This window comes from Streptomyces racemochromogenes, from assembly GCF_039535215.1.
Lineage (GTDB): Bacteria > Actinomycetota > Actinomycetes > Streptomycetales > Streptomycetaceae > Streptomyces > Streptomyces racemochromogenes.
The window spans coordinates 4,470,532-4,496,567 of the sequence record NZ_BAAAWT010000001.1 but is presented as its reverse complement, the minus strand read 5'-3'; the positions used below and the strand labels follow the sequence as shown (position 1 = coordinate 4,496,567).

General features: G+C 74.3%; 25 protein-coding genes and 2 tRNA genes. 15 read left to right on the top strand and 12 right to left on the bottom strand.

Going from position 1 to position 26,036, the window contains the following annotated elements; translation table 11 throughout:
• Positions 1 to 30 precede the first annotated feature (30 nt).
• The 4 genes from ABD973_RS20770 (at position 31) to ABD973_RS20755 (ending at position 3,504) form a co-directional block, all read left to right on the top strand.
• Entirely contained in the window at positions 31 to 1,203 is a 1,173-nt protein-coding gene (locus tag ABD973_RS20770; RefSeq protein ID WP_125594141.1) for a helix-turn-helix domain-containing protein, read from the top strand.
• A gap of 77 nt (positions 1,204 to 1,280) precedes the next feature.
• Positions 1,281 to 1,883, top strand: coding sequence for an oligoribonuclease (gene orn / locus ABD973_RS20765; RefSeq protein WP_007264198.1), 603 nt, complete (start codon positions 1,281 to 1,283; stop codon positions 1,881 to 1,883).
• A 94-nt stretch (positions 1,884 to 1,977) separates the two neighbouring features.
• A tRNA-His gene (locus tag ABD973_RS20760) sits at positions 1,978 to 2,050 on the top strand.
• 182 nt (positions 2,051 to 2,232) lie between these two features.
• Positions 2,233 to 3,504 carry an MFS transporter gene (locus ABD973_RS20755; RefSeq protein ID WP_125821199.1) on the top strand — a complete coding sequence of 424 codons (1,272 nt, stop codon included), beginning with the start codon at positions 2,233 to 2,235 and terminating at the stop codon, positions 3,502 to 3,504.
• Here the strand turns inward: ABD973_RS20755 and ABD973_RS20750 are convergent.
• From ABD973_RS20750 to ABD973_RS20735, 4 genes are all read right to left on the bottom strand, one after another.
• Positions 3,452 to 3,748 (bottom strand): DUF3303 family protein, encoded by a 297-nt coding sequence (locus ABD973_RS20750; RefSeq protein ID WP_125821200.1) that lies wholly within the window; start codon positions 3,746 to 3,748, stop codon positions 3,452 to 3,454. The two genes, ABD973_RS20755 and ABD973_RS20750, sit on opposite strands and share 53 nt — an antisense overlap.
• Positions 3,749 to 3,840: 92 nt before the next feature.
• Positions 3,841 to 4,518 (bottom strand): NADPH-dependent F420 reductase, encoded by a 678-nt coding sequence (locus ABD973_RS20745; protein WP_125821201.1) that lies wholly within the window; start codon positions 4,516 to 4,518, stop codon positions 3,841 to 3,843.
• Between the two features lie 196 nt (positions 4,519 to 4,714).
• Complete coding sequence (locus ABD973_RS20740; protein WP_125821202.1) at positions 4,715 to 6,082, bottom strand: sensor histidine kinase; 1,368 nt, start codon at positions 6,080 to 6,082, stop codon at positions 4,715 to 4,717.
• The gene (locus tag ABD973_RS20735) at positions 6,079 to 6,768 is read right to left on the bottom strand and encodes a response regulator transcription factor (RefSeq protein WP_185899126.1); all 690 of its coding nucleotides are present in this window, start codon (positions 6,766 to 6,768) and stop codon (positions 6,079 to 6,081) included. Before ABD973_RS20735 ends, ABD973_RS20740 begins: the two co-directional genes overlap by 4 nt.
• Positions 6,769 to 6,846: 78 nt before the next feature.
• On the opposite strand from ABD973_RS20735, the gene ABD973_RS20730 reads away from it, so the two are divergent.
• A complete protein-coding gene (locus ABD973_RS20730; protein ID WP_125594146.1) occupies positions 6,847 to 7,410 on the top strand; it encodes a hypothetical protein in 564 nt (187 codons plus the stop codon).
• Positions 7,411 to 7,440: 30 nt separating this feature from the next.
• Here ABD973_RS20730 and ABD973_RS20725 read toward each other — a convergent pair whose 3' ends face one another.
• Both ABD973_RS20725 and ABD973_RS20720 read right to left on the bottom strand, forming a co-directional pair.
• Entirely contained in the window at positions 7,441 to 8,340 is a 900-nt protein-coding gene (locus ABD973_RS20725; RefSeq protein WP_125594147.1) for a spermidine synthase, read from the bottom strand.
• A gap of 25 nt (positions 8,341 to 8,365) precedes the next feature.
• Positions 8,366 to 8,815, bottom strand: coding sequence for a hypothetical protein (locus ABD973_RS20720; protein ID WP_125821204.1), 450 nt, complete (start codon positions 8,813 to 8,815; stop codon positions 8,366 to 8,368).
• A 282-nt stretch (positions 8,816 to 9,097) separates the two neighbouring features.
• Here ABD973_RS20720 and ABD973_RS20715 point away from each other — a divergent pair, with 282 nt between their 5' ends.
• A complete protein-coding gene (locus ABD973_RS20715) occupies positions 9,098 to 10,420 on the top strand; it encodes an NsdA family TPR-like regulatory protein (protein WP_345501427.1) in 1,323 nt (440 codons plus the stop codon).
• 218 nt (positions 10,421 to 10,638) lie between these two features.
• On the opposite strand, the gene ABD973_RS20710 is transcribed toward ABD973_RS20715, so the two are convergent.
• Positions 10,639 to 11,235 (bottom strand): histidine phosphatase family protein, encoded by a 597-nt coding sequence (locus ABD973_RS20710; RefSeq protein ID WP_125594150.1) that lies wholly within the window; start codon positions 11,233 to 11,235, stop codon positions 10,639 to 10,641.
• 126 nt (positions 11,236 to 11,361) lie between these two features.
• Here ABD973_RS20710 and ABD973_RS20705 point away from each other — a divergent pair, with 126 nt between their 5' ends.
• The 4 genes from ABD973_RS20705 to ABD973_RS20690 are packed head-to-tail and all read left to right on the top strand — an operon-like array spanning position 11,362 to position 16,081.
• Positions 11,362 to 12,558: a hypothetical protein gene (locus ABD973_RS20705; protein WP_125821206.1), complete on the top strand. Its 1,197-nt coding sequence runs from the start codon at positions 11,362 to 11,364 to the stop codon at positions 12,556 to 12,558.
• The gene (locus ABD973_RS20700; protein ID WP_345501424.1) at positions 12,546 to 14,126 is read left to right on the top strand and encodes a hypothetical protein; all 1,581 of its coding nucleotides are present in this window, start codon (positions 12,546 to 12,548) and stop codon (positions 14,124 to 14,126) included. The genes ABD973_RS20705 and ABD973_RS20700 overlap by 13 nt, the downstream gene beginning before the upstream one ends.
• Complete coding sequence (locus ABD973_RS20695; protein ID WP_125821208.1) at positions 14,123 to 15,457, top strand: AAA domain-containing protein; 1,335 nt, start codon at positions 14,123 to 14,125, stop codon at positions 15,455 to 15,457. Before ABD973_RS20700 ends, ABD973_RS20695 begins: the two co-directional genes overlap by 4 nt.
• 36 nt (positions 15,458 to 15,493) lie before the next feature.
• Positions 15,494 to 16,081 carry a hypothetical protein gene (locus ABD973_RS20690; RefSeq protein WP_125821209.1) on the top strand — a complete coding sequence of 196 codons (588 nt, stop codon included), beginning with the start codon at positions 15,494 to 15,496 and terminating at the stop codon, positions 16,079 to 16,081.
• Positions 16,082 to 16,097: 16 nt separating this feature from the next.
• On the opposite strand, the gene ABD973_RS20685 is transcribed toward ABD973_RS20690, so the two are convergent.
• Together ABD973_RS20685 and ABD973_RS20680 are read right to left on the bottom strand one after the other, a co-directional pair.
• Positions 16,098 to 16,514, bottom strand: a complete 417-nt coding sequence (locus ABD973_RS20685) for a GNAT family N-acetyltransferase (protein ID WP_125821210.1) — start codon at positions 16,512 to 16,514, stop codon at positions 16,098 to 16,100.
• A 40-nt stretch (positions 16,515 to 16,554) separates the two neighbouring features.
• Positions 16,555 to 17,049, bottom strand: a complete 495-nt coding sequence (locus ABD973_RS20680) for a MarR family winged helix-turn-helix transcriptional regulator (RefSeq protein ID WP_125594156.1) — start codon at positions 17,047 to 17,049, stop codon at positions 16,555 to 16,557.
• Between the two features lie 136 nt (positions 17,050 to 17,185).
• On the opposite strand from ABD973_RS20680, the gene ABD973_RS20675 reads away from it, so the two are divergent.
• The 4 genes from ABD973_RS20675 (at position 17,186) to ABD973_RS20660 (ending at position 19,077) form a co-directional block, all read left to right on the top strand.
• Positions 17,186 to 17,743, top strand: coding sequence for an NADPH-dependent FMN reductase (locus ABD973_RS20675; RefSeq protein ID WP_125821211.1), 558 nt, complete (start codon positions 17,186 to 17,188; stop codon positions 17,741 to 17,743).
• Positions 17,744 to 17,815: 72 nt separating this feature from the next.
• A complete protein-coding gene (locus ABD973_RS20670) occupies positions 17,816 to 18,163 on the top strand; it encodes a hypothetical protein (protein WP_125594158.1) in 348 nt (115 codons plus the stop codon).
• A 256-nt stretch (positions 18,164 to 18,419) separates the two neighbouring features.
• Positions 18,420 to 19,013: a bifunctional DNA primase/polymerase gene (locus tag ABD973_RS20665; RefSeq protein WP_125821212.1), complete on the top strand. Its 594-nt coding sequence runs from the start codon at positions 18,420 to 18,422 to the stop codon at positions 19,011 to 19,013.
• Positions 19,004 to 19,077: transfer RNA gene (locus tag ABD973_RS20660), tRNA-Lys, on the top strand. Before ABD973_RS20665 ends, ABD973_RS20660 begins: the two co-directional genes overlap by 10 nt.
• Before the next feature lie 62 nt (positions 19,078 to 19,139).
• Here the strand turns inward: ABD973_RS20660 and ABD973_RS20655 are convergent.
• The gene (locus ABD973_RS20655; protein WP_125821213.1) at positions 19,140 to 20,339 is read right to left on the bottom strand and encodes a M6 family metalloprotease domain-containing protein; all 1,200 of its coding nucleotides are present in this window, start codon (positions 20,337 to 20,339) and stop codon (positions 19,140 to 19,142) included.
• 411 nt (positions 20,340 to 20,750) lie between these two features.
• On the opposite strand from ABD973_RS20655, the gene ABD973_RS20650 reads away from it, so the two are divergent.
• Positions 20,751 to 22,589, top strand: coding sequence for a putative bifunctional diguanylate cyclase/phosphodiesterase (locus ABD973_RS20650; protein WP_164720893.1), 1,839 nt, complete (start codon positions 20,751 to 20,753; stop codon positions 22,587 to 22,589).
• Between the two features lie 69 nt (positions 22,590 to 22,658).
• On the opposite strand, the gene ABD973_RS20645 is transcribed toward ABD973_RS20650, so the two are convergent.
• Both ABD973_RS20645 and ABD973_RS20640 read right to left on the bottom strand, forming a co-directional pair.
• A complete protein-coding gene (locus ABD973_RS20645; protein ID WP_125821214.1) occupies positions 22,659 to 24,356 on the bottom strand; it encodes a glycosyl hydrolase family 18 protein in 1,698 nt (565 codons plus the stop codon).
• A gap of 266 nt (positions 24,357 to 24,622) precedes the next feature.
• The gene (locus ABD973_RS20640; RefSeq protein WP_241253241.1) at positions 24,623 to 25,804 is read right to left on the bottom strand and encodes an LLM class flavin-dependent oxidoreductase; all 1,182 of its coding nucleotides are present in this window, start codon (positions 25,802 to 25,804) and stop codon (positions 24,623 to 24,625) included.
• Positions 25,805 to 26,036 lie beyond the last annotated feature (232 nt).

Here is a 26,036-nt window from a genome sequence, read left to right as displayed (position 1 = left end):
AGTCGCGACACCCAAGGGGGGCTTAGCGCCATGAGCCAGGATTCCACCGCCGCTGTCGTCGCAGACGCGGGCCGGAAGCTCGCGGGGCGTCGTCGCAGGGAGATCGTCGCCGTGCTGCTGTTCAGCGGCGGGCCGATCTTCGAGAGTTCCATTCCGCTGTCCGTGTTCGGGATCGACCGGCAGGACGCGGGAGTTCCACGCTATCGACTGCTCGTGTGCGCCGGGGAGGACGGTCCGCTGCGGACCACCGGCGGACTCGAACTGACCGCGCCGTACGGGTTGGAGGCGATCGCCCGGGCAGGCACGGTCGTCGTCCCGGCCTGGCGCTCCATCACCTCGCCGCCCCCGCCGGAAGCGCTCGACGCGCTGCGGCTGGCGCACGAGGAAGGCGCCCGGATCGTCGGCCTGTGCACGGGAGCCTTCGTGCTCGCCGCCGCCGGGCTGCTCGACGGCCGGCCCGCGACGACGCACTGGATGTACGCGCCGACGCTGGCCAAGCGCTACCCGTCCGTCCACGTCGACCCGCGCGAGCTGTTCGTCGACGACGGCGACGTGCTGACGTCCGCGGGCACCGCGGCCGGAATCGACCTGTGCCTGCACATCGTGCGCACCGACCACGGCAGCGAGGCGGCCGGGGCCCTGGCCCGCAGGCTCGTCGTCCCGCCGCGCCGCACCGGCGGCCAGGAGCGCTACCTCGACCGGTCGCTGCCCGAGGAGATCGGCGCCGACCCGCTCGCCGAGGTCGTCGCCTGGGCGCTTGAGCACCTCCACGAGCAGTTCGACGTGGAGACGCTGGCCGCCCGCGCCTACATGAGCAGGCGCACCTTCGACCGGAGGTTCCGCTCGCTCACCGGCAGCGCGCCGCTCCAGTGGCTGATCACCCAGCGGGTGCTCCAGGCACAGCGGCTCCTGGAGACCTCCGACTACTCGGTCGACGAGGTCGCCGGACGCTGCGGCTTCCGCTCGCCGGTCGCCCTGCGCGGCCACTTCCGGCGGCAGCTGGGCTCCTCCCCGGCCGCCTACCGCTCCGCCTACCGCGCCCGCCGGCCCCAGGCCGACGTGCCGGTGTCGGAGATGCAGGGCTCGCCCGTGCCGCACCAGCGCACCCCGCAGCCCCAGCGGGCCGCGGCGGCCCTGGCCGCCTCCGGCCCGAGCGTGACCGAGCTGTACGCCCCGAGCAGGGTGCTGCGCGAGCACGCGTAGCCGTCCCGCGCGAGCGGAGGGAGGTCCCCCCACCGGTGGAGCACCGGTGGGGGGACCTTCCGCATAAGGTGGGGCGCATGAACGATCGCATGGTGTGGATCGACTGCGAGATGACCGGGCTCTCGCTGACGGACGACGCACTTATCGAGGTGGCCGCGCTGGTCACCGACTCGGAGCTCAACGTGCTCGGCGAAGGCGTGGACATCGTGATCCGCCCGCCGGACGCGGCCCTGGAGACCATGCCGGACGTGGTGCGCGAGATGCACACCGCCTCCGGCCTGCTCGACGAGCTGGCCGCCGGCACGACCCTCGCCGACGCCGAGGCCCAGGTCCTGGCGTACGTGCGGGAACACGTGAAGGAGCCGCGCAAGGCCCCGCTGTGCGGGAACTCGGTCGGCACCGACCGCGGGTTCCTCTCGCGCGACATGCCCGCGCTGGAGAGCCACCTGCACTACCGGATCGTGGACGTGTCCTCGGTGAAGGAGCTGGCGCGCCGCTGGTACCCGCGGGCGTACTTCAACAGCCCGCCGAAGAACGGCAACCACCGGGCGCTCGCGGACATCAAGGAGTCCATCGCCGAGCTGCGCTACTACCGGGAGGCGGTCTTCGTGCCGCAGCCCGGACCCGACTCCGACACCGCCCGCACCATCGCCGCCAAGCACGTCGTCACGGACGAGTAGGCCCTCCGGAGGGGGGCGCGGGGGAAAGGTGGAGCGAGCACCCTCCAACACCCTGTACCCTTTTCTTCGGCCGGTCGTTCTGCGACCGGACATGGTGGGTGTAGCTCAGTTGGTAGAGCACCTGGTTGTGGTCCAGGTGGCCGCGGGTTCAAGTCCCGTCACTCACCCTGCGGGAAGGCCCCGGTACGCGAAAGCGGACCGGGGCCTTCTGCGTTCCCACGGTGCCCTTCCGGTGCCCCGGCCGCCCGGGGCCTTCCGAAGGGGGCGTTCCGTGACTAGCGTCACGGCCGACGGGCAACGGTGTGCGCCGGAGAAACGGGAGGGTCGGCGTGCGGCTGGAGGCTGCCCCATGTCCCGTTCCACCGTGTCCCGGCCCGAGGCCGGGGCCGCTCCCGCAGGGCTGCGCGGGGTGTTCGCCCTCGGCGGGCGCGTCCTGCCCGTGCACGCGTTCCTGGCCCGGCTGCCCGCCGCGCTCTGCCCCGTCGGCACGCTGCTGCTCATCAACGACCGCGACGGCATCGGCGACGCCGGCGCCGTCGCCTCCGCGCTCTGGCTGGGCCAGGCCCTGGGCGGGCCGGTCATCGGGAGGCTGGCCGACCGGCGCGGCCACCGCCCGGTGCTGCTCGTCGCCTGCGCCGCGAACGCCGCCGTGCTGTGCGCCCTGGTCGCGGCCGTGCTGGCCGGGCTGCCGCTGGCCGCCCGGATGGGGCTGGCGGTGGCGGCCGGGCTGACCGTCCCGCAGGTGGGGCCGCTGGCGCGGGCCCGCTGGGCGCGGCTGGCCGGGGAGGACCGGGCCCTGCTGGGTTCCGCGCTGTCCTTCGACACCACCCTCGACGAGATCGGCTTCGTGGTGGGGCCCGCGCTGGCCGGGATCCTCGCGGTGACCGTGCACCCGGCCTCGGCGCTGGTGCTGGCGGCACTCCTGATCCTGGTGTCGGGGACGCTGTTCGCCCTGCACCCGAGCGCGCCCGGACCGGTCGCGGCGGGGGGCGCGCGGGCCGGCGTACGCCTGTGGTCTGCGGGGCTGGCCCTGCTGTTCACCATGGCCGTGCTGCAGGGAGCCGCGTTCGGCGGGGCCAACACGGGCGTCAACGCGCTGGCGGGCTCGCTGGGCGAGGGCGGCGCGGCCGGGCTGGTCTGGGCCGGGATGGCGGTGACCAGCTCCCTCGCCGGCCTGGTGACCGTGGCCCGGCCCGGGAGCGCGGACCTGCCGGTGCGGCTGCGCTGGACGGTCGGGATCCAGGCGCTGCTCACGCTGCCGCTGCTCGCGGTGTCGGGGCTGTGGGGTGCGGCGGCGGCCGTGGCCGGGATCGGGCTGGCCGTGGCCCCGCACCTGATCGCGCTGTTCGGGCTGGCCGAGCGGACCGGCCCGGCGGAGCGGATGGGCGAGGCCATGACCGTGCTGGGCAGCGGCCTGATCGTCGGGCAGGCCCTCGCCGCGGCGGCGGCCGGGCCGCTGGCGGCCGCGTACGGGTACCGGGCCGCGTTCGCGGTGTCGTGCGGGGCGGTGGCCGCGTCGGCCCTGCTGGGGACGGCGGCCGCGGGGCGGGTCCGGTTCGGGCCCGCCGTCACGAGGAACGCAACGCCCCCAGTGCCTTCGCCAGGTCTTCCCCGGTCATGACGGGGGCGACCTCGATCTCGGCGTTGAACTCGTGGAACAGGTCCCAGGTCAGCGAGGGCAGCTGCCCGCTGTCCTGGAGGTCGAAGACGATCCAGCAGGAGCGCACGCCCTCGTGGAGGCCGAAGTAGGCCGCCTCGGGCTTGACCCTGTCCATCAGGCTCTTGATCGCCTGGGGCAGGCCTCCGGTCGTGATGCCCTCGTTGGTGGCGGCCGTGTCCATGTGGGCCCTGAGCATGACTCTCATGCGTGGCTCCTTCCGTCACGGCCACCCTCGGCGCGGTACGGGGGCGCGGCAACATTTGCGCCCCCGTCCGGCGGAGCGGTGCGGGGCGGCGGTCAGGCGGAGGGGCCGCCGGCCGCCTGGATGTGGAAGTTGAACTCGGAGTGCCCGAGGGCGCCCATGACGCGCAGCCACACCGGCAGCAGCATCTCGGTGCCGCGCGCGGTCTCGATGCCGCCGAGGTCGAGGATGGCGCGGTCCGGCCAGCCGAAGGAGCCCAGCAGGTCGTGGACGGTCTTCTTGGCGTCGGCGTCCTCGCCGGAGAGGAAGACGGTGTGCTCGCCCGGCACCCGGGCCGGGTCCACCATGATCTGGCAGTTCATGGTGTTGAGGGTCTTGACCACGCGCAGCCGCGGGAAGGTGCGCTGGATCAGCTCGCCGAGGCTGTCGTCGTTGGCCGGGTCCAGGACGGGCGGGAAGCCCTTGGAGAAGTCCAGCGGGTTCGAGATGTCGATGAGGACCTTGCCGTCCAGGTCGGCCGCGTCGGCCTCGCCCAGGGCGTCGACGCTGACCCGGCCGCCCGTGGCGTTGACCAGGACCTCGCCGTCCCGCGCGGCCGGCGCGAAGCCCGCGAGGCCGATCTCCGGGTGGGCGGCCTGCCATGCGGCGTACTCGGCGCGGGCGAGGGTGGACCGCGGGTCTCGGGTGCCGATGACCACCTCGTGGCCCAGGGAGGCCAGCCGGGCGGCCACCGTACGGCCGACGACACCGGTGCCGAGAACTGCGTAGCGCATGTGGATGTCCCATCAGGTTCGGTTCTGCACGTGCCGGCGCGGGATGCGGCCGCTACGGGGAGGGGGTGTTTACCGGCCCCCAACTGGCGCGATCCGTAAGGTATTCCACGACTCGGCGGAACGTCTGCGTCCAAGATCCCGGCGATTTCCGGAAGGTCGTCGTCCGCGCCGTGGTCCGGGGCCGGCGTGGGGCGCGTCAGGCGCCGCGGCGCTTGCGGCGGGCCCGGCGGCCGCCCTCGCCGCCCCGGGCCCGGCCGTCCAGGGCGATCCACACCCGCACCTCGGTCCCGCCGAGCACCGAGCGCCCGAGCCGCACGTCGCCGCCGGTGGACTCGGCCACCCGGCGCACGATGTCCAGGCCCAGCCCCGTCGAGCCGTCGCGGGCGCCGTCGTTGCCGCGCCGCAGGGCGGCGTCGGGGTCGGCGATGCCGGGGCCGCCGTCGGAGACGAGGACGATGACGGCGTCTCCGGCGTCGTGCACGTCCACCGCGAAGGGCGTGCCCTCCGGGGTGTGCCGGAACACGTTGCCGAGCATGGCGTCGAGCGCGGCCGCCAGCTCGGGCCGGGCCACCGGGATCCGCACCGTGCGGTCCACGCCCGCGAGCCGGACCTCGCGGCCCTCGTCCTCCGCCAGCGCCGACCAGAAGCCCATCCGGTCGCGGATCACCTCGGAGGCGTCGCAGCCGGCGGTGGCGGTGCTGGCGGGCGGGCGCTGCTCGCGGGCGGTGCGGATGATCGTGTCGACCTCCCGCTCCAGCTGCTCCACCGCCGCCCGGGTGTGCTCGGCGGCCGGGCCGTCCCCCAGGGAGGCCGCGTTGAGCCGCAGGACGGTCAGGGGGGTGCGCAGCCGGTGCGAGAGGTCGGCGGCGAGCTCCCGTTCGTTGGCGAGGAGTTCCACGACCTGGTCCGCCATCGAGTTGAACGCGAGGGCCGCCGAGCGGAGTTCCTTGGGGCCGTCCTCGGGCACCCGCGCCCCGAGCCTGCCCTCCCCCAGCTGGTGCGCGGCGTCCGCGAGCCGTTCGGCGGGGCGCACCAGGCGGGCGCCGAGCCGGTCCGCGACGGCCACCGAGCCGATGACGAGGGCGAGTCCGACGCCACCGAGGATCAGCCAGGCGGTGGTGACCCCGTTGCTGACCTCGCTCTCCGGCACGTAGATCTCGATGACCGCGATGTCCCCGGAGCCGAGGGCGATGGGCTGGAGCAGGGCCGATCCCCCGCCGGGGACGCGGGCGGTGGTCGCCCGGCCCAGGGAGCGGGTCTGGGCGACCGCCTGCGCGTCGGCGCGGCCGTCGCCGATGTCCACGGGGGCGGCGCCGCCGATCGCGGGGACGTGCACGGCCATCCGTCCGGCGGCGCCCATCTCGGTGGACTCCACGGCCCGGCGCAGCTGTGCGGGGTCGGTGGTGATGGACAGGGTCGGCCCCATGGTGGCGGCCTGCCGTTCGGCGTTGGAGAAGGCCCGGTCGCTGGCCATCTCCCGCACCACCATCGCCAGCGGCACGGCGAAGGCCAGGACCACCATGGTCGTGACCGCGAGGCACACCTTGACCAGCGCCCATCTCACAGCGGCGGCTCCAGCTTCACCCCGACCCCGCGCAGGGTGTGGAGGTAGCGGGGCCGGGCGGCGGTCTCGCCGAGTTTGCGGCGGAGCCAGGACAGGTGCACGTCTATGGTCTGGTCGTCGCCGTAGGACTGCTGCCAGACCTCGGCGAGCAGCTCCCGCCGGGCCACGACCACCCCGGGCCGGCCGGCGAGGAAGGCCAGCAGGTCGAACTCCCGCCGGGTGAGGTCGAGTACGGCGCCGTCGAGTTCGGCCTGGCGGCGCAGGGGGTCGATGGCGAGGCCGCCGACGCGCAGAACGCGCGAGGGCGGTTCGGCGCCCGCGGCGGCGCGGGCGCGGCGCAGAACGGCGGCCATGCGGGCGGAGAGGTGCTCGACGGAGAAGGGTTTGGTCAGGTAGTCGTCGGCGCCGTCGTTGAGGAGCCGGACGATCTCGGCCTCGTCGTCGCGGGCGGTGGCGATGATGACCGGTACGTCGGTGATGCCGCGCAGCATCTTCAGGGCCTCGGAGCCGTCGAGGTCGGGCAGTCCGAGGTCGAGGATGACCACGTCGAAGCGGTTGTGGGCGACTTCGCGCAGGGCCTCCAGGGCCGTGCCGACGCTGCGCACGGTGTGGGAGGCCTCGGTCAGGTGCCGGATGAGGGCGGAACGTACGAACTGGTCGTCCTCGACCACGAGCACACTAGCCATGGGCGCACCGTAGTCCATCCGGGGGACCCGGGGAGGTGCCGGGACGGGTCTGTGACGTGTGGTGCACTATGTGCCCTGATGCGACGAGGACCTGTACATGCCATGGCCTGGGTGCTGGCGACCGCGGCCGCCGTGACCCTGTCGTGGTGGGGTGTGCACACGGTCATGTCCGGGACGGCCTACGATCCCCCGCGCGCGGTGCCGCTGACGGCCAGGGCGCCGGACGCGACGCCGTCGTCCTCCTCCACCCGGGCGCCGGATCCGACGCCCTCGCCTTCCGGTTCACCGTCCGCGTCCCCGTCCGCCTCCGCGTCCGCGCCGGACCGGGCCGGGGCGGCGCCCTCGGCGTCCGCGAGGTCGAAGCAGGCGCCGGCGCCGGGCCAGCGCCCGTACCCGGAGGGCGGTCAGGGCGGCGGGTCCGGCACGGTGAAGAGCTACTCGGTGTCGGGCGGCCGGGTCGTCTTCGACCTCGGGGCCACCTCGGCCGGGCTGGTCTCGGCGACACCGGAGGCGGGCTGGCGGATGCAGGTGTGGAAGCAGGACTTCTGGATCCGGGTCACCTTCACCCAGGGCAGCCGCGAGGTGTCGGTGTTCTGCACCTGGCACGACCATCCGCCGATGGTGGAGACCGTCGACCCGTAGGGGCTGGGCGCGCTCCCCGCGGCCCGCCGCTCAGCGGAAGACCGAGGGCGGGGGCTGGGGGGAGGGGACCGCGGAGGCGTCCCTCACCGGGGTGGCTCCGCCCGTGAAGCCGGCCAGGGCGCGGCCGTGTTCGACCCGGCCGGGGTGCGGGTCGCTCGCCACGCGGCGGGTGAACTCGGCCACGGGCAGCTCCCGGTCGGAAGCCACGAGGACCGCATTGCCGAAACGTTTCCCCCGCCAGACGACGGGGTCCGCCGCCAGCGCCAGCTCCGCGAACCGGGAGGCGGCCGTCGCGACCTGGCCCCGCAGGTGCGCCAGCGGCGGGCCGTCCGCCAGGTTGGCCACGTACCAGCCGGTGGGCGACAGCGCCCGGCGCACCTCGTCCAGGAACTCCCCGCTGGTCAGGTGGGCCGGGGTGCGCGCCCCGCTGAACACGTCCGCGATGACCAGGTCGGCCCAGCCGTCCGGCACCTTCGCGAGCCCCGCCCGCGCGTCCACGGCGCGTACGCGGATCCGCGCCTGCGGGTCCAGCGGCAGGTGTTCCCGCACGAAGGCCACCAGGGCCCCGTCCACCTCCACCACCTGCTGCGTGGACCGGGGGCGCGCGGCGGCGGTGTAGCGGGCCAGGGTGAAGGCGCCGCCGCCCAGGTGCACCACGTTCAGGGGCTGCCGGGCGGGCGCGATCAGGTCGATCAGGTGGCCGATCCGGCGCTGGTAGGCGAAGTCCAGGTGGCCGGGGTCGTCCAGGTCCACGTGGGACTGCGGGGCGCCGTCGATCAGCAGGGTCCAGGCGCGGGAGCGCTCGCGGTCCGGTGCCAGCTCCGCCAGCCCGCCGCCCACCTGTCCGCAGAGCGGTCCGGCGGCCGGTATCGCGCCGCCCCTGTTACCCCTGCCGCCCTTGCCTCTGCTGCCCTTGCCTGTGCCTGCCACGCCCCCATTATCGCTGGCCAGGGCATCACCGGCAGTTGTCGGCCGCCTCGATGAGCCGGGCCGCCTCGCCCAGCGCGGCGCGCAGCACCTCGGGGTCGGTGACCGGCCCCACGGCGTCGGGGGGCAGCAGCCAGCCCGTACCGCCCGCCGTGGGTGCGGCGGCGAGGTCACCGAAGCGCATGCCGCGCCCGTTGCTCTGCGTACAGGCACTGCCGGGCAGGTCCCATGCGTCGGCCGTGCCGGGCGGGACGAGGAAGGCGAGGGTGTCGCCGGAGCCGTCGTGCAGGACCGGGCCGACGCCGGGGGCGGCCAGGCCCGCGCCGCGCCGGATGATGTCCACCGCCTCCAGGCCCTGACGGGCGGGCACGGTCACCAGGTCCGGGGCCTCGAGGGGGACCCGCAGGCCCGGAGCCGGGGCCGGGGCCGGGGAGGTCGCGCCGGGCTCGGGCGCGGTGTTCGTTCCGATGCTGTCCATGCCGGCCTCCACCAAGGGGAACCCCTCCTCGATCCGTATCCGCATGGGTTCAACGCGCGGAAGCGTCAACGGGTGCGGCGGCAAGACGCCGCAAAGGATGGCAGTTCATGGCGGATCGCGGGTGAGATATCCGTTTTGTAGCCAAACACCGTGTGAGGCGCCCGGCGGCGGCGGTACGTTCATGCGCGCCGGAACCCTGAATCCGGAGCGAGACCGACAGGGATCGACGGGGGTCCTGCCTTCCTGCGGGACACCCGGGATCGTCCAGAGAGGCACACGTCCATGGCGGCGTCCCCCCACTCACCCAACTCCTCCTTCCGCCGCCTGCGCGGACAGCACTCCCCCGCCGAGTTCGCGGCCATGGTCCGCCGCGCCGCCCGGGAGATCGGCGAAACGGTTTCCTGCGACGCCCGCTACATCGGCCGGGTCGAGTCGGGCGAGATCCGCTGCCCCAACTACGCCTACGAGCGGGTCTTCCTCCACATGTTCCCCGGCCGCACCCTGGCCGACCTCGGCTTCTCCCCGCGCGAGGCGGTGCGCGGCCGGGGGGCCCAGCGCGCACTGCCGACGCCGCCGGTCTTCACCCACCTCGTCCAGCGTTCCAAGGAGAGCGACGTGCTGCGCCGCGCGTTCATGACGGGCGGCTCCGCGACCGTGGCGGCCGCGACGCTCAGCCTCACCCTGCTCGGCGACGCCCGCAGGATCCCCTCCCGCGCCGGGGAGGCCGAGGCGGCCGCGGTCGAGGACGCGGTACGGCAGATCCGGCTGCTGGACGACCGGCACGGCGCCGACGCCCTCTACCGGCGGGCGGCACAGCCCCTGAGGACCGCGTACGCGCTGCTCGACGCGGGCACCACCCGCCAGTCCACCGAGGACCGGCTGCACGCGGGGGCCGGGGAACTGGCCATCTCGGTGGGCTGGCTGGCGCACGACTCGGGCCGTTTCGAGGACGCCCGCTCGCACTACGCGGAGGCCCTCGCCACCGCCCGGGTCTGCGGCAACGCGGCCCTGGAGGCGCACGCCTTCAGCAACATGGCCTTCCTGGCCCGGGACCGCGGCCGCCACCGCGAGTCGGTACGGGCCGCCCAGGCGGGCCGGCGCGCGGCCCGCTCCCTGGGCTCGCCCCGGCTGCTGGCGCTGCTGGCGCTGCGGGAGGCGGGCGGCTGGGCGGGCCTCGGGGACCGCCGGGCGTGCGAGGAGTCCCTGGCGCGGGCGCACGCGGAGTTCGCGCGGGGGACGTCGGCCGCCGACCCGGAGTGGATGTCCTTCTTCGGCGAGGCCGAGCTGGAATCGCTGGAGTCCCGCTGCTGGGCCGCCCTCGGGGAACACGCCCGCGCGGCCCGGCACGCCCGGCGGGCGGCGGACCTCCAGGACCCGCACTTCGCGCGCAACGTCGCCCTCTACACGGCGGAGCTCGCCGACGACCTGGCCCGGGCGGGAGCGCCCGACGAGGCCGCCTGGGCGGGCGGCCGGGTCCTGGACCTGCTGACCGAGGTCCACTCGACCCGGATCCGGTCGATGCTGGCGGGCACGGCCCACACCCTGGTCCCCCACCAGCGCTCCCCGCGCGTGGGCGCCTTCCTGACGCGCCACGCCCAGGCCTGACGCTCCGCCGGTGGCGCGGGGCGCCCTGCGGGGAGGGCGGCCCGGGGTTCGGGTGCGGGTGCGCCGTGGCTGGTCGCGCAGTTCCCCGCGCCCCTGGCGGGGGCACGGCCCCGGCGGCGGCTGGCCTGCCGGGGCCGGGCGGCCCGGGGTTCGGGTGCGGGTGCGCCGTGGCCGGGCGCGCAGTTCCCCCCGCCCCTGGCGGGGCAGGGCCCGGGCGGTCAGCCTTCCAGGTGGCCCGTGTCGTTCCAGCGTTCCAGGGCCGGGGCGCCGTAGGCCCAGCCCAGGACCGACAGGGAGGTGGGGTCCAGGCGGATGCGGGCGCCGAAGGAGGCCTCGAAGCCCAGCCAGCGGGCGGCCAGGGTGCGCAGGATGTGGCCGTGGGCGAAGACGAGGACGTCGCGTTCGGCCGCGCGGGCCCAGGCCACGACCTCGTCGGCGCGCGCCGAGACGTCGGCGACGGACTCGCCGCCGGGGACCCCGTCGCGCCAGATCAGCCAGCCCGGCCGGACCGCCTGGATCTCGGCCGGCGTCATGCCCTCGTAGTCGCCGTAGTCCCACTCCATCAGGGTGTCCCAGGCATCGGCCTGGGCCCCGAAGCCGGCCAGGTCGCAGCTCTCGCTCGCGCGGACCAGCGGGCTCGTGCGCACCTCCAGGCCGCGCAGGCCCGCCCAGGGTTCCCGGGCCAGGCGCTCGCCGAGCCGCTTCGCCCCCAGCCTGCCCTCCTCCAGCAGCGGCACGTCCGTGCGTCCCGTGTGCTTGCCGAGCAGGGACCATGCCGTCTGGCCGTGGCGGGCCAGCAGGATGCGGGGGGCCATCTGTGTTTCTCCCGGTCCGTGGGGGTTCCGTCCGTCCATCATCGCCGACGCCGTCGCAAGCGCGGCGACCGGACCGTTTCCGCCGTATGACCACGATTGTCAGTGGCGGATGGGACACTTCCGCCCGTGAGCTCCTACCCGCCCGACGGCCCGCCCCAGACGACACTGCGGCAGCGGCTCGCCGACCTGCGCGGCCCCGCCGTGCCGCCGCGCCCGCTCGACGCGCGCGCGCTCGCCGCCCTCGCCGCCAATCCCGGCTGCGGCAGACGGGCCCTGCTCGACGGCGCCGGGGTGGACAAGACGGCGCTCGCGGCCGCGCTGGGCTCCCCCGCCGCCTTCGGGCAGTCGCAGTTCGCGATCGTCCGCGGCAACTCCTTCGAGGCCCGGGTCAAGGGCGACGGCGGAGTGGAGCTGCTGCGGCTGACGCACGCCCGTCTCGGCGGGGGGGCCGAGCCGCCCGGGCCGGACTCCCGGGTGCCGGACCTGACCGCCGCCGGGCCCGAGGGGCGTGCCGCGCGGACGGCGCTGGCCCTGCGGGAGGCCACCGCCGCGGGGACGTGGACGCTGCTGGACCATCCGATGCTGGCCCTGGAGGTGGCGGGCACCCCCGCGTACCTGGAGCCCGACGCCGTCGTGGTCCACCCCGACGGCCGCTGGACCGTGGTGGAGATCAAGTCGTTCCCGATGATCGACGGGGCCGCCGACGCCGCGAAGGTGGGGGCCGCCGCGCGGCAGGCCGCCGTGTACGTGCTGGCCCTGGAGCAGACCGCCGGGAAGCTGGCGGGCGCCGAGGTCGGCCACCAGGTGCTGCTCGTCTGCCCGAAGGACTTCTCCAACCTGCCCGCCGCCGCGCTCGTGGACGTACGCCGGGAGCGGGCGGTGACCCGCCGCCAGCTGGAGCGGCTGACCCGGGTGGAGGAGCTGGCCGAGGGGCTGCCGCAGGGGCTGTGCTTCGACCCCGCCCGGCCCGCCGCCGAGCTGACCGAGGCCGTCTCGGCGGTCTCCGCCTCCTACGCCCCCGAGTGCCTCGCCGCCTGCGAACTGGCCTTCCACTGCCGGGAGCGGGCCCGCGAGGCCGGGGAGCCGGCCGCGCTGGGCCGTTCCGTACGGGGCGAGCTGGGCGGCCTGACCACCGTCGAGGCCGCCCTCGCCGCAGCCGCCGGGGCGCGGTCCGACGCCGGAGCGCACGCCGGCTCCGGACCTGGCACCGACCCCACCGCCGCCGCCCTGCGCGAGGCGGCCCGGCTGCGGGCCGAGGCGCTCGCGTCGGCCGCCGCCCGACCCCCGTACCAGGCCCCGGAGACCCCCGAATGCCCCTGCTGAGCACCCTGGCCCGGCTGGAGGCGGTCCGCGCGGGCCGCGCCCAGCCGCTCGCGACCGTGCGGCACCGCCACCTGAGCGAGCGACCGCTGGTCTTCGTACCGCTGACCACCGCCGGCGAGGCGGGCGCCCCGCTGGGCGCGATGCTGGGCACCGACCGGCACGAGCCGCGGATCTTCGTCATACCCCAGCCCCGCGACCGGGACCTGCGCTGGCGGTTCCTCGGCGACCTCGCCGTGCAGGTGATGGCGTACGTGGACGCGTACGCGGACGTCGTCGAGCCGGCCGAGCGCACCGAGACCGACCCGGAGACCGGCAAGAAGGTCAAGGTCGAGGCCGAACTGTGCGTGGACGCCCCGCAGATCCTCGTGCCGAGCCGGGCGGGCATCGAGTACGTGCGCCTGCTGGGCCGGTCCATGCGCTTCCGCCGGACCGCCGAGGAGGACCCGGAGAACCCCTACCCGGCCCCCACCCAGGTGCCGCTGCTCGGCCGCTGGCTCACGCACCTCGCCGAACGCTCCCGCGTCCCCGGCTCCTCCATGCTGCTGTCCGCCACCGACCTGCTGGGCCGGCACTGGGCCACGGGCCAGAGCGACCTGGAGGACCAGCACCTCGGGGCGCTGCTCGGCTGGATCGACCCGCCGGAGGGCCTCTCGGGCGCCGAGTTCGCGCTGCGCGTGGAGCTCGCGCGGGGCGCGGACGGGCAGCTGGAGGTCCCGCCGGCCGGCCCGGCCACCGACCCCGCCTTCGACAACAAGCTGCTCGCGCCGGCGATCGCCAGGTTCGACGCGGCCCGGGCGGCGGTCGGCGGGACGTCCGAGGGGGACGGCGTACGCCGGGCCGAGCGGGCGGTCCGGCAGCTGGTCCTGAGCCAGATGGAGACCGCCTGGTGGCAGACCTGGGCGGCCGTCGACCTGATGCGCACGCTGCCGCCGGGCGAACGGACCGAGGAGCGCTGGACCCGCGACCGCTGGTCCTTCACGGGTCACCGCGACCGGGTCCGGGCGGGCGAGCCGCCGCAGCCGCGCCAGGACGACGCGGTGACGGCCGCCCAGAAGCTGGCCACGCGGGAGACCGAGCAGGTGCGGCTCGACGCGCAGGAGGCGCTGGACGACCCGCTCGTGATGGCGGGCCGGCGGTTCGCGGGCGAGGCCTTCGCCGGGGAGGTCACCGAGGTGCTGATGGAGTGGTCCGAGGGCAAGCGCCCCCGGCCGCGCCCCCTGGTGACGGTGGCCACCGAGGACCGGCCGCAGCTGGCGGACGCGGGCGGCGGGAAGGTGTTCCGCTCGCTGGACGGTCGGCAGCAGGCCTTCGAGTTCGTGCGGTACGAGGAGGACGGGCAGCTGGTGCTGCGCGTGCTCGACAAGATGGGCGCGGGCCGGGAGCCGGTGGCGGGCTCGGTGCCGGAGAAGGGCGACCGGGACTGCTGGACCCTGTTCGAGCACGACGCGCGCGGCGGCCCGAAGCTGCCCGACCCGGAGCACACCCCGTGGACGCACGGCGGGCCGCCGGGCTCCGCGACCGCCGCCGCCCCCGCCCTGGACGCCGTGACCGACGAGGACCTGCTGTGACCGCCGCCTTCGACCCGGGCGCGGCCGCCGACCGGGCCACCGCCGCAATCCTCCACGACACCCTGCACGGCACCGCGCGGGGCGTGGTGGTGGACTCCCCGCCGGGCGCCGGCAAGTCGACGCTCGTGGTGCGGGCGGCCCGGGAGCTGGCCGCGGCCGGGCGCCGGCTGATGGTGGTCGCGCAGACCAACGCGCAGGTCGACGACCTGGTGCTGCGGCTCGCCGAGAAGGACCCGGAGCTGAAGGTGGGCCGGCTGCACAGCAGTGACGGCGACGCCTACGACCCGGCGCTGCGCGGGCTCCCGTCGGTCACCCTGTCGGCCAAGCCGGCGGACCTGGCGGAGCTGCCGGTCACCATCTCCACGGCCGCCAAGTGGGCGTACGTGAAGGCCGACGCGCCGTGGGAGCACGCGATCGTCGACGAGGCGTACCAGATGCGCTCGGACGCGCTGCTGGCGGTGGCCGGGCTGTTCGAGCGGGCGCTGTTCGTGGGCGACCCGGGGCAGCTGGACCCGTTCAGCGTGGTCGGCGCGGAGCAGTGGGCCGGGCTGTCGTACGACCCTTCGGCGTCGGCGGTCTCCACCCTCCTCGCGCACAACCCCGGGCTGCCGCAGCACCGGCTGCCGGTGTCGTGGCGGCTGCCGGCGACGGCGGCGCCGCTGGTCTCGCGCGCCTTCTACCCGTACTCGCAGTTCCGCAGCGGCACCGGCCCCGGCGAGCGGCGCCTCGCGTACGGGGTCGCGGGCGACGGCTCGGGCCCGGACCGGGTGCTGGACGAGGCCGCCGCGTCGGGCTGGGGGCTGCTGGAGCTGCCGGCCCGGCACACCCCGCGGACGGACCCGGAGGCGGTGGGGGCGGTGGCGCTGGTGGTGCGCCGGGCACTGGACCGGGGCGCGGTGACCTCCGACGAACGCTCCCCCGCCCCCACCCCGCTGACGGCGGACCGCATCGCCGTCGGCACCGCCCACCGCGACCAGGCGGCGGCGGTCCGTACGGCGCTGGCGTCCCTCGGCGTCACGGGGGTCACGGTGGACACCGCGAACCGGCTCCAGGGCCGCGAGTACGACCTCACGGTGGTCCTGCACCCCCTGTCGGGCCGCCCCGACGCGACGGCGTTCCACCTGGAGACGGGTCGCCTGTGCGTCCTGGCCTCCCGGCACCGGCACGCCTGCGTGGTGGTGGCCCGGGCGGGGATAGCGGAGCTGCTGGACGACCACCCGTCGACGGAGCCGGTGCAGCTGGGCGTGACCGTCAAGTTCCCGGACGGCTGGGAGGCGAACCACTCGGTCCTCGCCCACCTCGCCGAACACCGCGTCCCCTGGCGGCCGTGAGAGGATCCGGGGCGGTATTCAAGGGGGGCGGTCCGCATGGGACTTGACTACGGCTACCAGATCTACCTGCCGGCGCGGAACGTCGCCCGGGCACTGGGCGAACTCACCCGGCTGGCGCCGCCCCACGACCGGGTGCCGCCGCTGGCGGTCACCCTGCCCGGCGGTGAGCGGGTCACCGTCCCGTTCACGTCCGGGTTCAAGAGCGAGCCGGTCGACTGCTCCGCGGGCGGCTCGCTCGACCTCGACACCTCGATCATGTTCGGCGCCGACGACGCTGTGCGCGCGTACGTCGACGGCCGCGGCCTGGTGCCCGACGGGCTCGGGAGGCTCCAGGTCGGGTACATCTACATGATGGGGACGTTCGAGTCGCCGCTCCACCCCCGCCACGCGCTGCTGGATTTCACCGCGGCCACCTCCGAGATGAGCCGGCTGTTCGAGCGCTCGGCGAGCATCAGGGAGGTGTTCACCGGGCTGGCGGCCGCCTCCGGCGCCGTGTGCTGCCTGCTCGACACCGAGAGCGAGACCTCCCGGGCGACCTGGCTGAACGGCCGCCCAGTCGACGAAGCCGTCCCGGGCATCTACTCCGAGGGCTTCCGCGAGTTCACACAGACCTGGGACGACTGACGGCCGGCCGGGACGGCTACTGCTCGCCGAACAGCATCCACTTCTCCACCGTCTCCAGCGGCGCGAAGCCGGCGCGGGCGTAGACCTCGTGCGCGTCGGCGGTGGCGAGCATGATGCGGCGCAGGCCGTACGGGGCCAGGTGGGCCTTCACCGCCTCGACGAGGGCGCCGCCGAGGCCCTTGCCGCGCGCGCCGGGGTCCACGTACACGTCGCAGAGCCAGGCGAAGGTGGCCAGGTCGGTGACGATCCGCGCATAGCCGAGCTGGGCGCCCGAAGCGCTGTCGTACAGGCCGAAGTTCAGCGAGGAGGCGACCGCCCGGTCGTGGCTCTCACGACTGCGGCCGAGGGCCCAGTAGGCGTCCTCGGAGAGCCAGCGGTGGATCCGGTCGCCGTCGAGCCGGGAGGGGTCGGTGGAGATCTCGTAGCCGTCCATCGGGCCATCCAAGCAGCGCCGGCCGGGGCCCGGCCAGCGGTTATCCGGTGTGGTCCTTGCGGGTGACGCCGAAGTGGCGGCGGAGGGTCTCGCCGGCGTCGGCGAGGGCGTCCAGCTGCTGCGGGGTGAGGACGTCGATCAGGTGCCGGCGTACGGATTCGACGTGCAGCGGGGCCGCCGCGGTGATGGTGTCCACGCCTTGGCCGGTGAGCACCACCTCGGCGCCGCGGCCGTCGCCGGGGACCTCCTCGCGGGCGACGAGGCCGCGCTGCTGCATCCGGCTGATCTGGTGTGAGAGTCGGCTGCGGGACCACTGCATCAGCACGGCGAGCGCGCTGATCCGCATGCGGTGGCCCTCGGTCGAGCCGAGGGCCGACAGGACGTCGTAGTCGGCTTCGGAGAGGGCGCTGTCCGTGTTGAGGTCACGCGCGATCTCCGCGTCCACGAGGGGGAACATGCGGCGCCAGGCGTACCAGGCGTGCTGTTCGGACTCGGTGAGCCAGCGGGGGTGGGCCGGCTCGGGCGCGTCGGTCATGGCAGCAGACTACCCGGTTTGGTGATACATCAACAATGTAGTTGACATATCACGCGGCACCGATTTTCCTAGGTGACACGTCAACAACCACACTGTGGACCACACACCGCACCAGCATCCAACGGGAGTTCACGCCATGACCCGACTGCTCGTCATCTCCGCCGCGACCCGCCCCACCTCCTCCGGACGCCCCGTCGCCGAATGGGTCGTCGGCCAGGCCCGCGACCACGGCGCCTTCGAGGTCGCCCCGGTGGACCTCGCGGAGCTCGCCCTGCCCTTCCTGGACGAGCCGGAGTACGCCTCCACCGGCAACTACGCCCACCAGCACACCCGCGACTGGAGCGCGATCGTCGACGCCGCCGACGCGGTCCTGTTCGTCCTGCCGATGTACAACGGCGGCTTCACCGCCCCCTTCAAGAACGCCGTCGACTTCCTCTACCGCGAATGGCAGGGCAAGCCGTTCGGCCTGGTCAGCTACAGCGCCGGCGGTACCGGCGGCGCCCCCGCCGCCCGGATGCTGCTGCCGGTGCTCACCCAGCTCGGCATGCTCCCCGCCGAGCGCTCGGTGGCCATCGCCGGCATCAACGGCCTGGTCGGGGCAGAGGGCTTCAACGCGCCCGAGGGTCTGGCCGCCGAGCTGGCGGGCGTCCTGGACGACGTCGCTGCGCTGGTCAAGGAGCCCGTGTCGGCCTGACTCCCGGCACCCTTGCGCGACGCTGGACAATGGAGGGTGGCCCAGGATCCGCAGCGCAGCAGGAGGACACGCATGGCAGAGCCCGAGCGGACCGAGCGGAGGCAGCGGCCGGCGCCGCTGCTCTTCGAGCCCTCGGAGGCCGCCACGGACCCGGAGCACTTCTTCGACCTGGAGTCGATCGAGGACCCCCGCGAGCTGTTGACCCGGGCCACCGAGCTGACGCTGGCGTTCCGGGCAGCGCAGGACCGGGCGGTGGAGTTCCAGGCCCTGGCGGCGGCCCAGCTGGCGGACCCCCGGCGCTTCGACCGGCTCCCGCCGCAGGCCATCGCCGCGATCGCGGAGTGGACCGAGGACTACGCCCGCAAGATGATCGAGTTCGGCGAGGACCTCCAGCGCGGCACCACTCCCGACACGGTCTAGCCGTACGGAATGCCGGGCCCGGGCCCCCGCCGTCGGGTGGGGGCGACCGGGCCGGGCCCGGTGTCGGGACCCGTCACCCACGGTCCCGCCCCGGCCGGCCCTCGGCCCGGGCCGCCGCCGGAGCGCGGCCCGGGGGTCCGGGACACGGCCGAGCCCCCGGCATATGCGCGGCGCAAGATACCCCAGGACCACCCGCCCCGTCCCGGTTTTCGGTAACTCCACGAAAGGGTCACACTACGCCGGGTACACCTGGCATATGACGACCCTGACGACGGCCGGCGGCTGCCCCGCCCTCGACGGCCCCGACGCACGCACCGCGCCCGCGACCCAGGTGACCGCACAGGGCGCCGCCTGGCTGGCCTCCGCTTCGGCCCACCCGGGGGAGACCCTCGCGGCCTGGGAGGCGCGGCCCGCCTCGCCCGCGGTGCTGCCCTGCGGGACCGCGTTCGACGTCGTCAACGTTCCGCTCGTGGTCGGCCGCCGGATGCTCGACCTGCTCTGGGAGCGGGGGCCCGGCTCGGGGCCGGCCGCCGTCCACCGCGGCCGGATGCTGCTCTTCGCCGCCCCCGGCACCGCCCAGCGGCTCCCGGCGCTGCTCGCCTGGGAGGAGTGGGGCCCGGGCGCCCCGGCCCCGCTGTGCCACGGCCACGGGGACGCCGTCACCGTGCCGCCACTGGCCCCCGCCCCCGGCCCGTCGCGGTGGCTGGTGGCCCCGGACACCCGGCTGCCCTGGCTGCCGGGGCCGGACTCCCTGCTCTGGGCGTTCCTGCACGCCGTCCGCGGCCCGGTATCGATTTTTGGTTCGGCCGAAACGGATGCTAGTGTCTACGACGTCAGCAGGCGCCGCTAGCTCAGTTGGTTAGAGCAGCTGACTCTTAATCAGCGGGTCCGGGGTTCGAGTCCCTGGCGGCGCACAGACGGGAGAAGGCCCCCGCTCTTCGGAGCGGGGGCCTTCTTCGTGTGCGCGGACGGTCCCTCAGGTCGTGATCTTCACCGTGTAGGCGCCCGACTGGGTCCGGTCCGCCACCTCGATCGTGATCCGCTCCCCCGGCACGGTGAAGGTCTCCCCGACCTCCAGCGGCGCGTCCGCGAGCGGCGGGTACACCGAGCGGTCCCAGCAGGCCTCCGTGCGGGGGTGGCCGTCGAGCACCTCGATCGGCCCGCCGCCCGAGGCCGCCTCGTTGCGGACCCGGTAGACCAGGACCCCCTCCGTGCAGGTGTCCCCGTCATTGCCCGCGGAGCCCCGCGCCTCGACCGCGATGGCGCTGCCGGGGCCCGTACGGATCACCGCGAGCCGGGTGCCGCCCGTACCGCCGGGCGGCGGGGCCTGTGACAGCGGCTGGAGGGTGTGCAGCGAGGTGCCGGACCGTACGCAGTCCACCTGGGCGGGATCCAGCCAGCCCAGCTTCCACTTGTGCCAGGCGAACAGGTCCGGTGACATCCCGAACTGGCTGCCCATGACGTCCCAGTCGCCGACGTACGTGTCCCAGTCGCCCTTGCCGTCCGTCGGGCGGTGGTAGAGGTCGGGCAGGTCGAAGACGTGCCCGGTCTCGTGCGCCAGCACGTTGCGGTCCGGCGGGTGCTGCTCGAAGACGGTCACGATCCGCCGCAGCGACGCGCCGTCCGCCACGATCGGGCGGTCGAAGTTGACGACCTTGGTGGCGTCGGAGTCCACGCCGGGGGCGCCCGGGTCGGCGACGAAGTACACGACGTCGTACGCGCTGAAGTCGACCAGCGGATCGGCGGCCGCGACAGCGTCCCGCAGGTAGGCCGCCCGGTCATCGGGGGCCCAGTCGCGCTGTATCCCGTACGCGGTCGCCGGCCGGGGCATCTGGATCCACCGCTCCTGCGGGTGCGGGACCAGCCGGAACCGGCCGTAGGAGGCCCGCTCGAAGAAGTCGCTGGTCGCCGGGAAGTAGTCGGCCGTCAGCTCCCGGGGCGTCACGGCGGCGCGGTGGCCGGGGAAGGAGAGGAACACCATGACGGCGTTCAGGGTGCGCTCGGGCCTGGGGTACGCGGCGTTCCAGGTGTCCACGCCGAGGGAGTGGTGGGCGGCCGTCCGCGTCAGCGCGCAGGGCCCCGCGGCGGCCGTGTCGGCCGCCACCGCCGGCCCGGCGACGAGCGACATGGCGGCGAGCGCCGTCAGGGAGGTGAGCGCCGCGGCCGTACTTCGCATGCGGGAGCGGTCCACTCCCCCGGGTGTCTGCTCTCGCCGCACATCGACCTCCCGATGGTGGATTCGTCCCGTCCCATCCACCTTGAGGCGATTGTCTGACTAATGTCCTGTTCCGGTGCCCCACATGAGTGAGCGCTACGGCAAGCCGGTGACCCCGCCCCTTGACGCCTGTCACTACGGAACGTCACGCTCGATCACGTGAGAACAGTTAGCGTCACCAGGTGTTCACAGGCGTGCGCAAACGGTCGCCCGGCTGCCGTCCGACCCCCCGTCAGCACCTGCCCCCGAAGGCGTCAGCACGGCGACGGACCCCGCCCCACACGGCGACGCCGCTGGATAGGGCCTCCCGGCAGCCTCTATGATCGGCACACTTTCCTGCGCGGACACTCACGAACACAGCGGGAGCGAACGGTGAGCGGAACCTCAGAGGAGACCGGTTCGGCGGCCGAGAGCATCCGCCCGGCCCTTACGGAGCGTCACCCTGCGGTGCCTGTCGTGCCCGAACCGCGCGACTACCGCGCCGCCTTCGACGCGGCGCACCTCGCCATGGCCGTCGTCGGCCGCAGCGGCGAGGTGATCGCCGCCAACCGGGCCCTGGCCGCCCTCCTGGGCGCCGAGCCCCACGCCCTCGCCGGGCAGTGCGCCGCCGACCTGGTGGACCTGGCGGCGGAGGCCCGTACCTGGCAGGCCTACCAGGAGGTGCTGCGCGGCCGGCAGGCCCGGCTGCGCTGCACCCGCCGCCTCAAGCACCCCGACGGGCACTCCCTGTGGACCGAGGTCACCCTGGGCCCGGTGACCGGCACCCCGGACGTCCTGCTGTCCGTCGCCGACATCAGCGACCGCCGCGACCTCCAGGCCCGGCTGCGGCACCTCCAGATGCACGACCCCGTCACCCGGCTCCCCAACCGGGCGCTGTTCTTCGAGCGGCTCTCGGCCGCCCTGGAGGCCTCCGCCTACGGCACGGCCGGCACCGGCCGGATCGGCCTGTGCTACCTCGACCTCGACGGCTTCAAGGCGGTCAACGACACCCTCGGCCACCGCGTCGGCGACCGGCTGCTGACCGCCGTGGCCGCCCGGCTCACCCAGTGCGCCGACCAGTCCGGGTACGGCCGCTCGGGCGGGCACCTCGTCGCCCGGCTCGGCGGCGACGAGTTCGCCCTGCTGGTCGAGGACTCCACCGGCACCGAGCAGCTCGCGGACCTGGCGCGCAGCGTCCTGGCCGCCGTGCAGGAGCCGTTCGACCTGGCCGGACAGCGGCTGTCGGTGTCCGCGTCGATCGGCGTGGTGGAGCGGGACGCGGCCGGCACCTCGGCGACGGGGCTGATGCAGGCCGCGGACACCACGCTGTACTGGGCGAAGGCGGACGGCAAGGCCCGCTGGACCCTCTTCGACCCCGAGCGCAACGCGCACCGGATGACCCGGCAGGCGCTCTCGTCCAGCCTGCGCCCGGCCGTGGAGCGCGGGGAGTTCGAGCTGGAGTACCAGCCGCTGGTGGACCTGGAGAGCGGGGTGGTGCGCGGGGTGGAGGCCCTGGTCCGCTGGAACCACCCCCAGTTCGGCATGCTGACGCCGAATCGGTTCATCGGGATCGCCGAGGAGGACGGCTCGATCGTGCAGCTGGGCCAGTGGGTGCTGCGCACGGCGTGCCGGCAGGCGCGGCGTTGGCAGATCGAACAGCCCAGTGACTCGCCGGTGTTCGTCTCGGTGAACGTGGCGGTGCGCCAGGTGTGGGACTCGGACCTGGTGGGGGACGTGGCGGAGATCCTCGCCGAGACCGGTCTCGCCCCGCAGCTGCTCCAGCTGGAGCTGACGGAGTCCGCGGTGATGGGGTCGGCGGGCCGGCCCCTGCAGGCGCTCCAGGCGCTGAGCGACATGGGCGTGCGGATCGCCATCGACGACTTCGGGACCGGCTACTCGAACCTGGCCTACCTCAGCCGGCTCCCGGTGTCGGTGCTGAAGCTGGACGGCTCCTTCGTGCGCGGCTTCCGCTACGAGGAGGGCACCCACCCGAACCCGGCCGACGAGACCATCGTGGAGGCCCTGGTGCAGCTCGCGCACCGGCTCGGGCTGACCGTCACCGCCGAGTGCGTGGAGACCGCCGGGCAGGCGGCCCGGCTGCGGCGGGTCGGCTGCGACACGGGCCAGGGCTGGCTGTACTCCCGGGCGGTGGCACCGGAGCGCATCGCGGAGATGATCGCGCCGCCGCCGGGCGCCCGGTTCGCGACGGGGACCGCGCAGCCGCCCCGGTGAACCGGAACCGCCCCGCCCCTCGGGAGGAGGGGCGGGGCGGTCCGGCGCTCGGCGCGGGGTGGGGGGAGATCAGCAGGCGCCGAGGTCCTTCCAGACACCCCATTCACCGGTGGTGCCGGGCACCTCGTTCTGCGTCCACCACTGGGCCCGGTACTTGCGGCCGTTGTGCGAGACCTCGTTGCCGGCGGTGTAGACCGTGCCCGGGACGTAGGCCGGGACGTTGCCGCAGCCGGTGGTCGGGGGCGTCGTCGGCGGGGTCGTCGGCGGCGTGGTGGGCGGAGTGGTGGGAGGCGTCGTCGGCGGGGTGGTCGGCGGCACGGTGGTCCCGCCGAGGGCGTCCGAGATCTGGTTCAGCAGCGTGGTGTTGTTGTCCAGGCCGAGGAGGGAGTACATCATCGCGCCGGCCAGGCCGCGCTGCTTGCCGTAGTCGACCCGGGCCTGGATCGACTTCTGGTTCAGGCCGGTGAAGAACTCGCCGTCCTTGTAGAAGTAGGAGGCCTTGGCCTGGTCGTCCCAGTAGGTCGTCGCCGGGTTGTCGACGATCCCGCCGAGCTCCTTGTAGTTGGCGATGCCGGCCTGCTGGCTGGTGGGCCGGGCGCCGGAGGCGCCGGTGGCGGGCTGGGCGAGGCCGCCCGCCGCGCCGGCGGGGACGCCCTTCCAGCCGCGGTAGTAGAACTCGTAGCCCAGGGTCAGCTTGTTGGCGGGGAAGCCGCCGGTGATGCCGTAGGCCGGGTTGCCGTCGATCCAGGAGTCGATGGCGTTGTCGATGCTGTACTTCTGGGTGCCCGGGGCGATCGGGTCGGTCGGGTCGTTGGTGCCGGAGTACAGCGGGGACTGGTGGTACGTCGGCCCGTCGCCGTCCCAGGCGCCGTGCATGTCGTACGTCATGATGTTCGCGTAGTCGAGGTACGCGCCGATCTTGTCCGTCTCGATGTACTTGATCTTGTCCTGGCCGGCCGGGAGGGCCGAGGTCAGCAGGTACTTCTTGCCGCCGTTCGCCTTGCCGTAGGCGTCGAGCTGCTCGCGGAACTCCTTGAGCAGGAGGGTGAAGTTCTGCTTGTCCTCGGGGGCGTAGTGGTTGCCGAGGTGGCCGCCCGACGAACCCGGGTACTCCCAGTCGATGTCGATGCCGTCGAAGATCCCGGCCGCGGTGCCGGGGCCGCCGTAGCCGTCGGCCTTGGGCAGGTTGCCCTTGATGTACTGGTCGATGCAGGAGGAGACCAGCTTCTTGCGGGAGGCGTCGGTCTTGGCCGCGTCGCTGAAGTACTTCGAGTACGTCCAGCCGCCCAGCGAGATGTTGATCTTCAGGTGGGGGTACTTGGCCTTCAACTGCTTGAACTGGTTGAAGACGCCCACGATGGGCTGGTCCCACTTGTCGGCGGTGCCGCTGACGCTGTCGGCCGCACTGAAGGACTTCTGGTAGTCGGCGTACGAGTCGCCCGCGCCGTCACCGGCGTTGGGGTTGTTGTCGTCACCCGCCGCCTTGTTCGCCTCGAAACAGGTGAGGTCGGTGGGGTGGATGTTGCCGAACGAGTAGTTGATGACGTCCAACTTCCCCGCTATGCCCCTGGTGTCGAGGTGCTTGGGGTAGAACGCGTTGCCGTACACGCTCCACTGGTCGTAGTAGGCGATCCGCACGCCGCCGGCCGCGGCGGTGGTGGAGGCGTCGGCGGCCTGGGCGGTGCCGAGTCCCGCGAAGGCGGCCAGCGCTCCGGCTGCCAGCGCGGCCGTGGCGGCGGCCGCGACGAGGGGTTTACGGATGTGCATGAACTGCCTCCGTGGGGGTGGGAGGGGAGGGCGTCAGCTGTAGGTGAGAGAAGTGATAGCGATCACCCGCCACCCCAGTCAATGGTTTGGACCAAAGAAGGACTAGACCACTCGGCGGCCAAATGCCCTCGTCAGAGACTTGGGCGCACACCAGAAACCGCCCGCCACCCCGGGTGACGAGCGGTTTAAGGCTCCCTTAGGTCATGCTGCGGCAAGGTTTCGGCAACAAACCAGCCAAACGCCGTTCTTCACGGATCCGGCCCCGCTCAGCGCGTCGTCAAGGGCTCCGTCGGCATCCCGTACGCATTGGCAACGAGCCCGTAGGAGCGGACGCGGGCGGCACCGCTGTGGGCGCTCGCCGTCAGCATCAGCTCGTCCGCACCCGTCCGCTTCACCAGGGCGTCCAGCCCGGAGCGGACCTCGTCGGCGGTGCCGTGGACGATGTTGGCGAGCCAGGAGTCCACGAACTCCCGCTCCGCCGGGGAGAAGGGGTACGCCGCCGCCTCCTCGGGCGTCGGGACCAGCCCGGGCCGCCCGCTGCGCAGCCGGAGCATCGCCAGCGCGCCGGCGAGCGCCTGCGCACGGGCCTCGGCCTCGGTGTCGGCGGCCAGCGCCGAGACCCCGATCATGGCGTACGGGGCGTCCAGCACCGCCGACGGGCGGAAGCTCTCGCGGTACAGCTCCAGCGCGGGCAGGGTGCCGGCGGCGGAGAAGTGGTGGGCGTACGCGAAGGGCAGGCCCAGCTCAGCGGCGAGGCGGGCGCTGAAGCCGGAGGAGCCCAGCAGCCACAGCGGCGGGCGGCCCGAGGGCCCCTGCACCGGGCCGGGGACGGCGTGCACGCGGGAGTACGGGTGCCCGTCGGGGAAGTCGTCGTCGAGGAAACGGGTGAGCTCCGCGAGCCGCCGGGGGAACTCGTCCGCCGCCTCGTCCAGCCGCCCGGGCCCGCGCAGCGCGGCCGCCGTACGCGGGTCGGTGCCCGGCGCCCGGCCGAGCCCGAGGTCGATCCGGCCCGGGGCCAGCGCCTCCAGGGTGCCGAACTGCTCGGCCACGGCCAGCGGGGCGTGGTTGGGCAGCATGACCCCGCCCGAGCCGAGCCGGATCCGGGAGGTGTACGCGGCGAGGTGGGCCAGGATCACGGCCGGGGAGGAGCTGGCGACCCCGGGCATGGAGTGGTGCTCGGCGACCCAGTGGCGGTGGTAGCCGCGGGACTCGGCCTGGCGGGCGATCCGCACGCTGGTGCGCAGGGACTCGTGCGCGGTGGAGCCGCTGCCGACGGTGACCAGGTCGAGGACGGACAGCGGCACGGGCGCCTCGCCGCGCGCGGTTCCGCGGACCGGGTCCTGGGCGGGGTCCCGGCCGAGGTCCTGGCCGGGGTCCTGGACCGGCCCCCCTCGCGGATCCTCCGGCCGCCCGCCCGTGCGCCGGCCCGTGTCCCCGGTGTCGCTCATCGTCGCTCCCGTCCCGTCCCCGCTCGTGCGCCCGCGGCGCCCCGTACGCCTCGTACGGCGTTCGTACGAAGAAGTCGAACGGGATGCGCCCGCCGGGCATTCCCGGCAGACCGGGGCATGCCCGTGCCGCTGGCATATGCCATTCGAGTAGGCCCAGGCAGGGGGACCTGATTAAGCCATCAATCTCATCAACACACGCTCCACGTGGGCCTCTTGATGGCTATCGTGGTAG

Coding starts and splice junctions, on each gene's coding strand:
- ABD973_RS20770 (WP_125594141.1), top strand. CDS start 31: ATGAGCCAGGATTCCACCGCCGCTGTCGTCGCAGACGCGGGCCGGAAG.
- orn (WP_007264198.1), top strand. CDS start 1,281: ATGAACGATCGCATGGTGTGGATCGACTGCGAGATGACCGGGCTCTCG.
- ABD973_RS20755 (WP_125821199.1), top strand. CDS start 2,233: ATGTCCCGTTCCACCGTGTCCCGGCCCGAGGCCGGGGCCGCTCCCGCA.
- ABD973_RS20750 (WP_125821200.1), bottom strand. CDS start 3,748: ATGAGAGTCATGCTCAGGGCCCACATGGACACGGCCGCCACCAACGAG.
- ABD973_RS20745 (WP_125821201.1), bottom strand. CDS start 4,518: ATGCGCTACGCAGTTCTCGGCACCGGTGTCGTCGGCCGTACGGTGGCC.
- ABD973_RS20735 (WP_185899126.1), bottom strand. CDS start 6,768: ATGGCTAGTGTGCTCGTGGTCGAGGACGACCAGTTCGTACGTTCCGCC.
- ABD973_RS20730 (WP_125594146.1), top strand. CDS start 6,847: ATGCGACGAGGACCTGTACATGCCATGGCCTGGGTGCTGGCGACCGCG.
- ABD973_RS20720 (WP_125821204.1), bottom strand. CDS start 8,815: ATGGACAGCATCGGAACGAACACCGCGCCCGAGCCCGGCGCGACCTCC.
- ABD973_RS20715 (WP_345501427.1), top strand. CDS start 9,098: ATGGCGGCGTCCCCCCACTCACCCAACTCCTCCTTCCGCCGCCTGCGC.
- ABD973_RS20710 (WP_125594150.1), bottom strand. CDS start 11,235: ATGGCCCCCCGCATCCTGCTGGCCCGCCACGGCCAGACGGCATGGTCC.
- ABD973_RS20700 (WP_345501424.1), top strand. CDS start 12,546: ATGCCCCTGCTGAGCACCCTGGCCCGGCTGGAGGCGGTCCGCGCGGGC.
- ABD973_RS20690 (WP_125821209.1), top strand. CDS start 15,494: ATGGGACTTGACTACGGCTACCAGATCTACCTGCCGGCGCGGAACGTC.
- ABD973_RS20685 (WP_125821210.1), bottom strand. CDS start 16,514: ATGGACGGCTACGAGATCTCCACCGACCCCTCCCGGCTCGACGGCGAC.
- ABD973_RS20680 (WP_125594156.1), bottom strand. CDS start 17,049: ATGACCGACGCGCCCGAGCCGGCCCACCCCCGCTGGCTCACCGAGTCC.
- ABD973_RS20675 (WP_125821211.1), top strand. CDS start 17,186: ATGACCCGACTGCTCGTCATCTCCGCCGCGACCCGCCCCACCTCCTCC.
- ABD973_RS20670 (WP_125594158.1), top strand. CDS start 17,816: ATGGCAGAGCCCGAGCGGACCGAGCGGAGGCAGCGGCCGGCGCCGCTG.
- ABD973_RS20665 (WP_125821212.1), top strand. CDS start 18,420: ATGACGACCCTGACGACGGCCGGCGGCTGCCCCGCCCTCGACGGCCCC.
- ABD973_RS20655 (WP_125821213.1), bottom strand. CDS start 20,339: ATGCGAAGTACGGCCGCGGCGCTCACCTCCCTGACGGCGCTCGCCGCC.
- ABD973_RS20645 (WP_125821214.1), bottom strand. CDS start 24,356: ATGCACATCCGTAAACCCCTCGTCGCGGCCGCCGCCACGGCCGCGCTG.
- ABD973_RS20640 (WP_241253241.1), bottom strand. CDS start 25,804: ATGAGCGACACCGGGGACACGGGCCGGCGCACGGGCGGGCGGCCGGAG.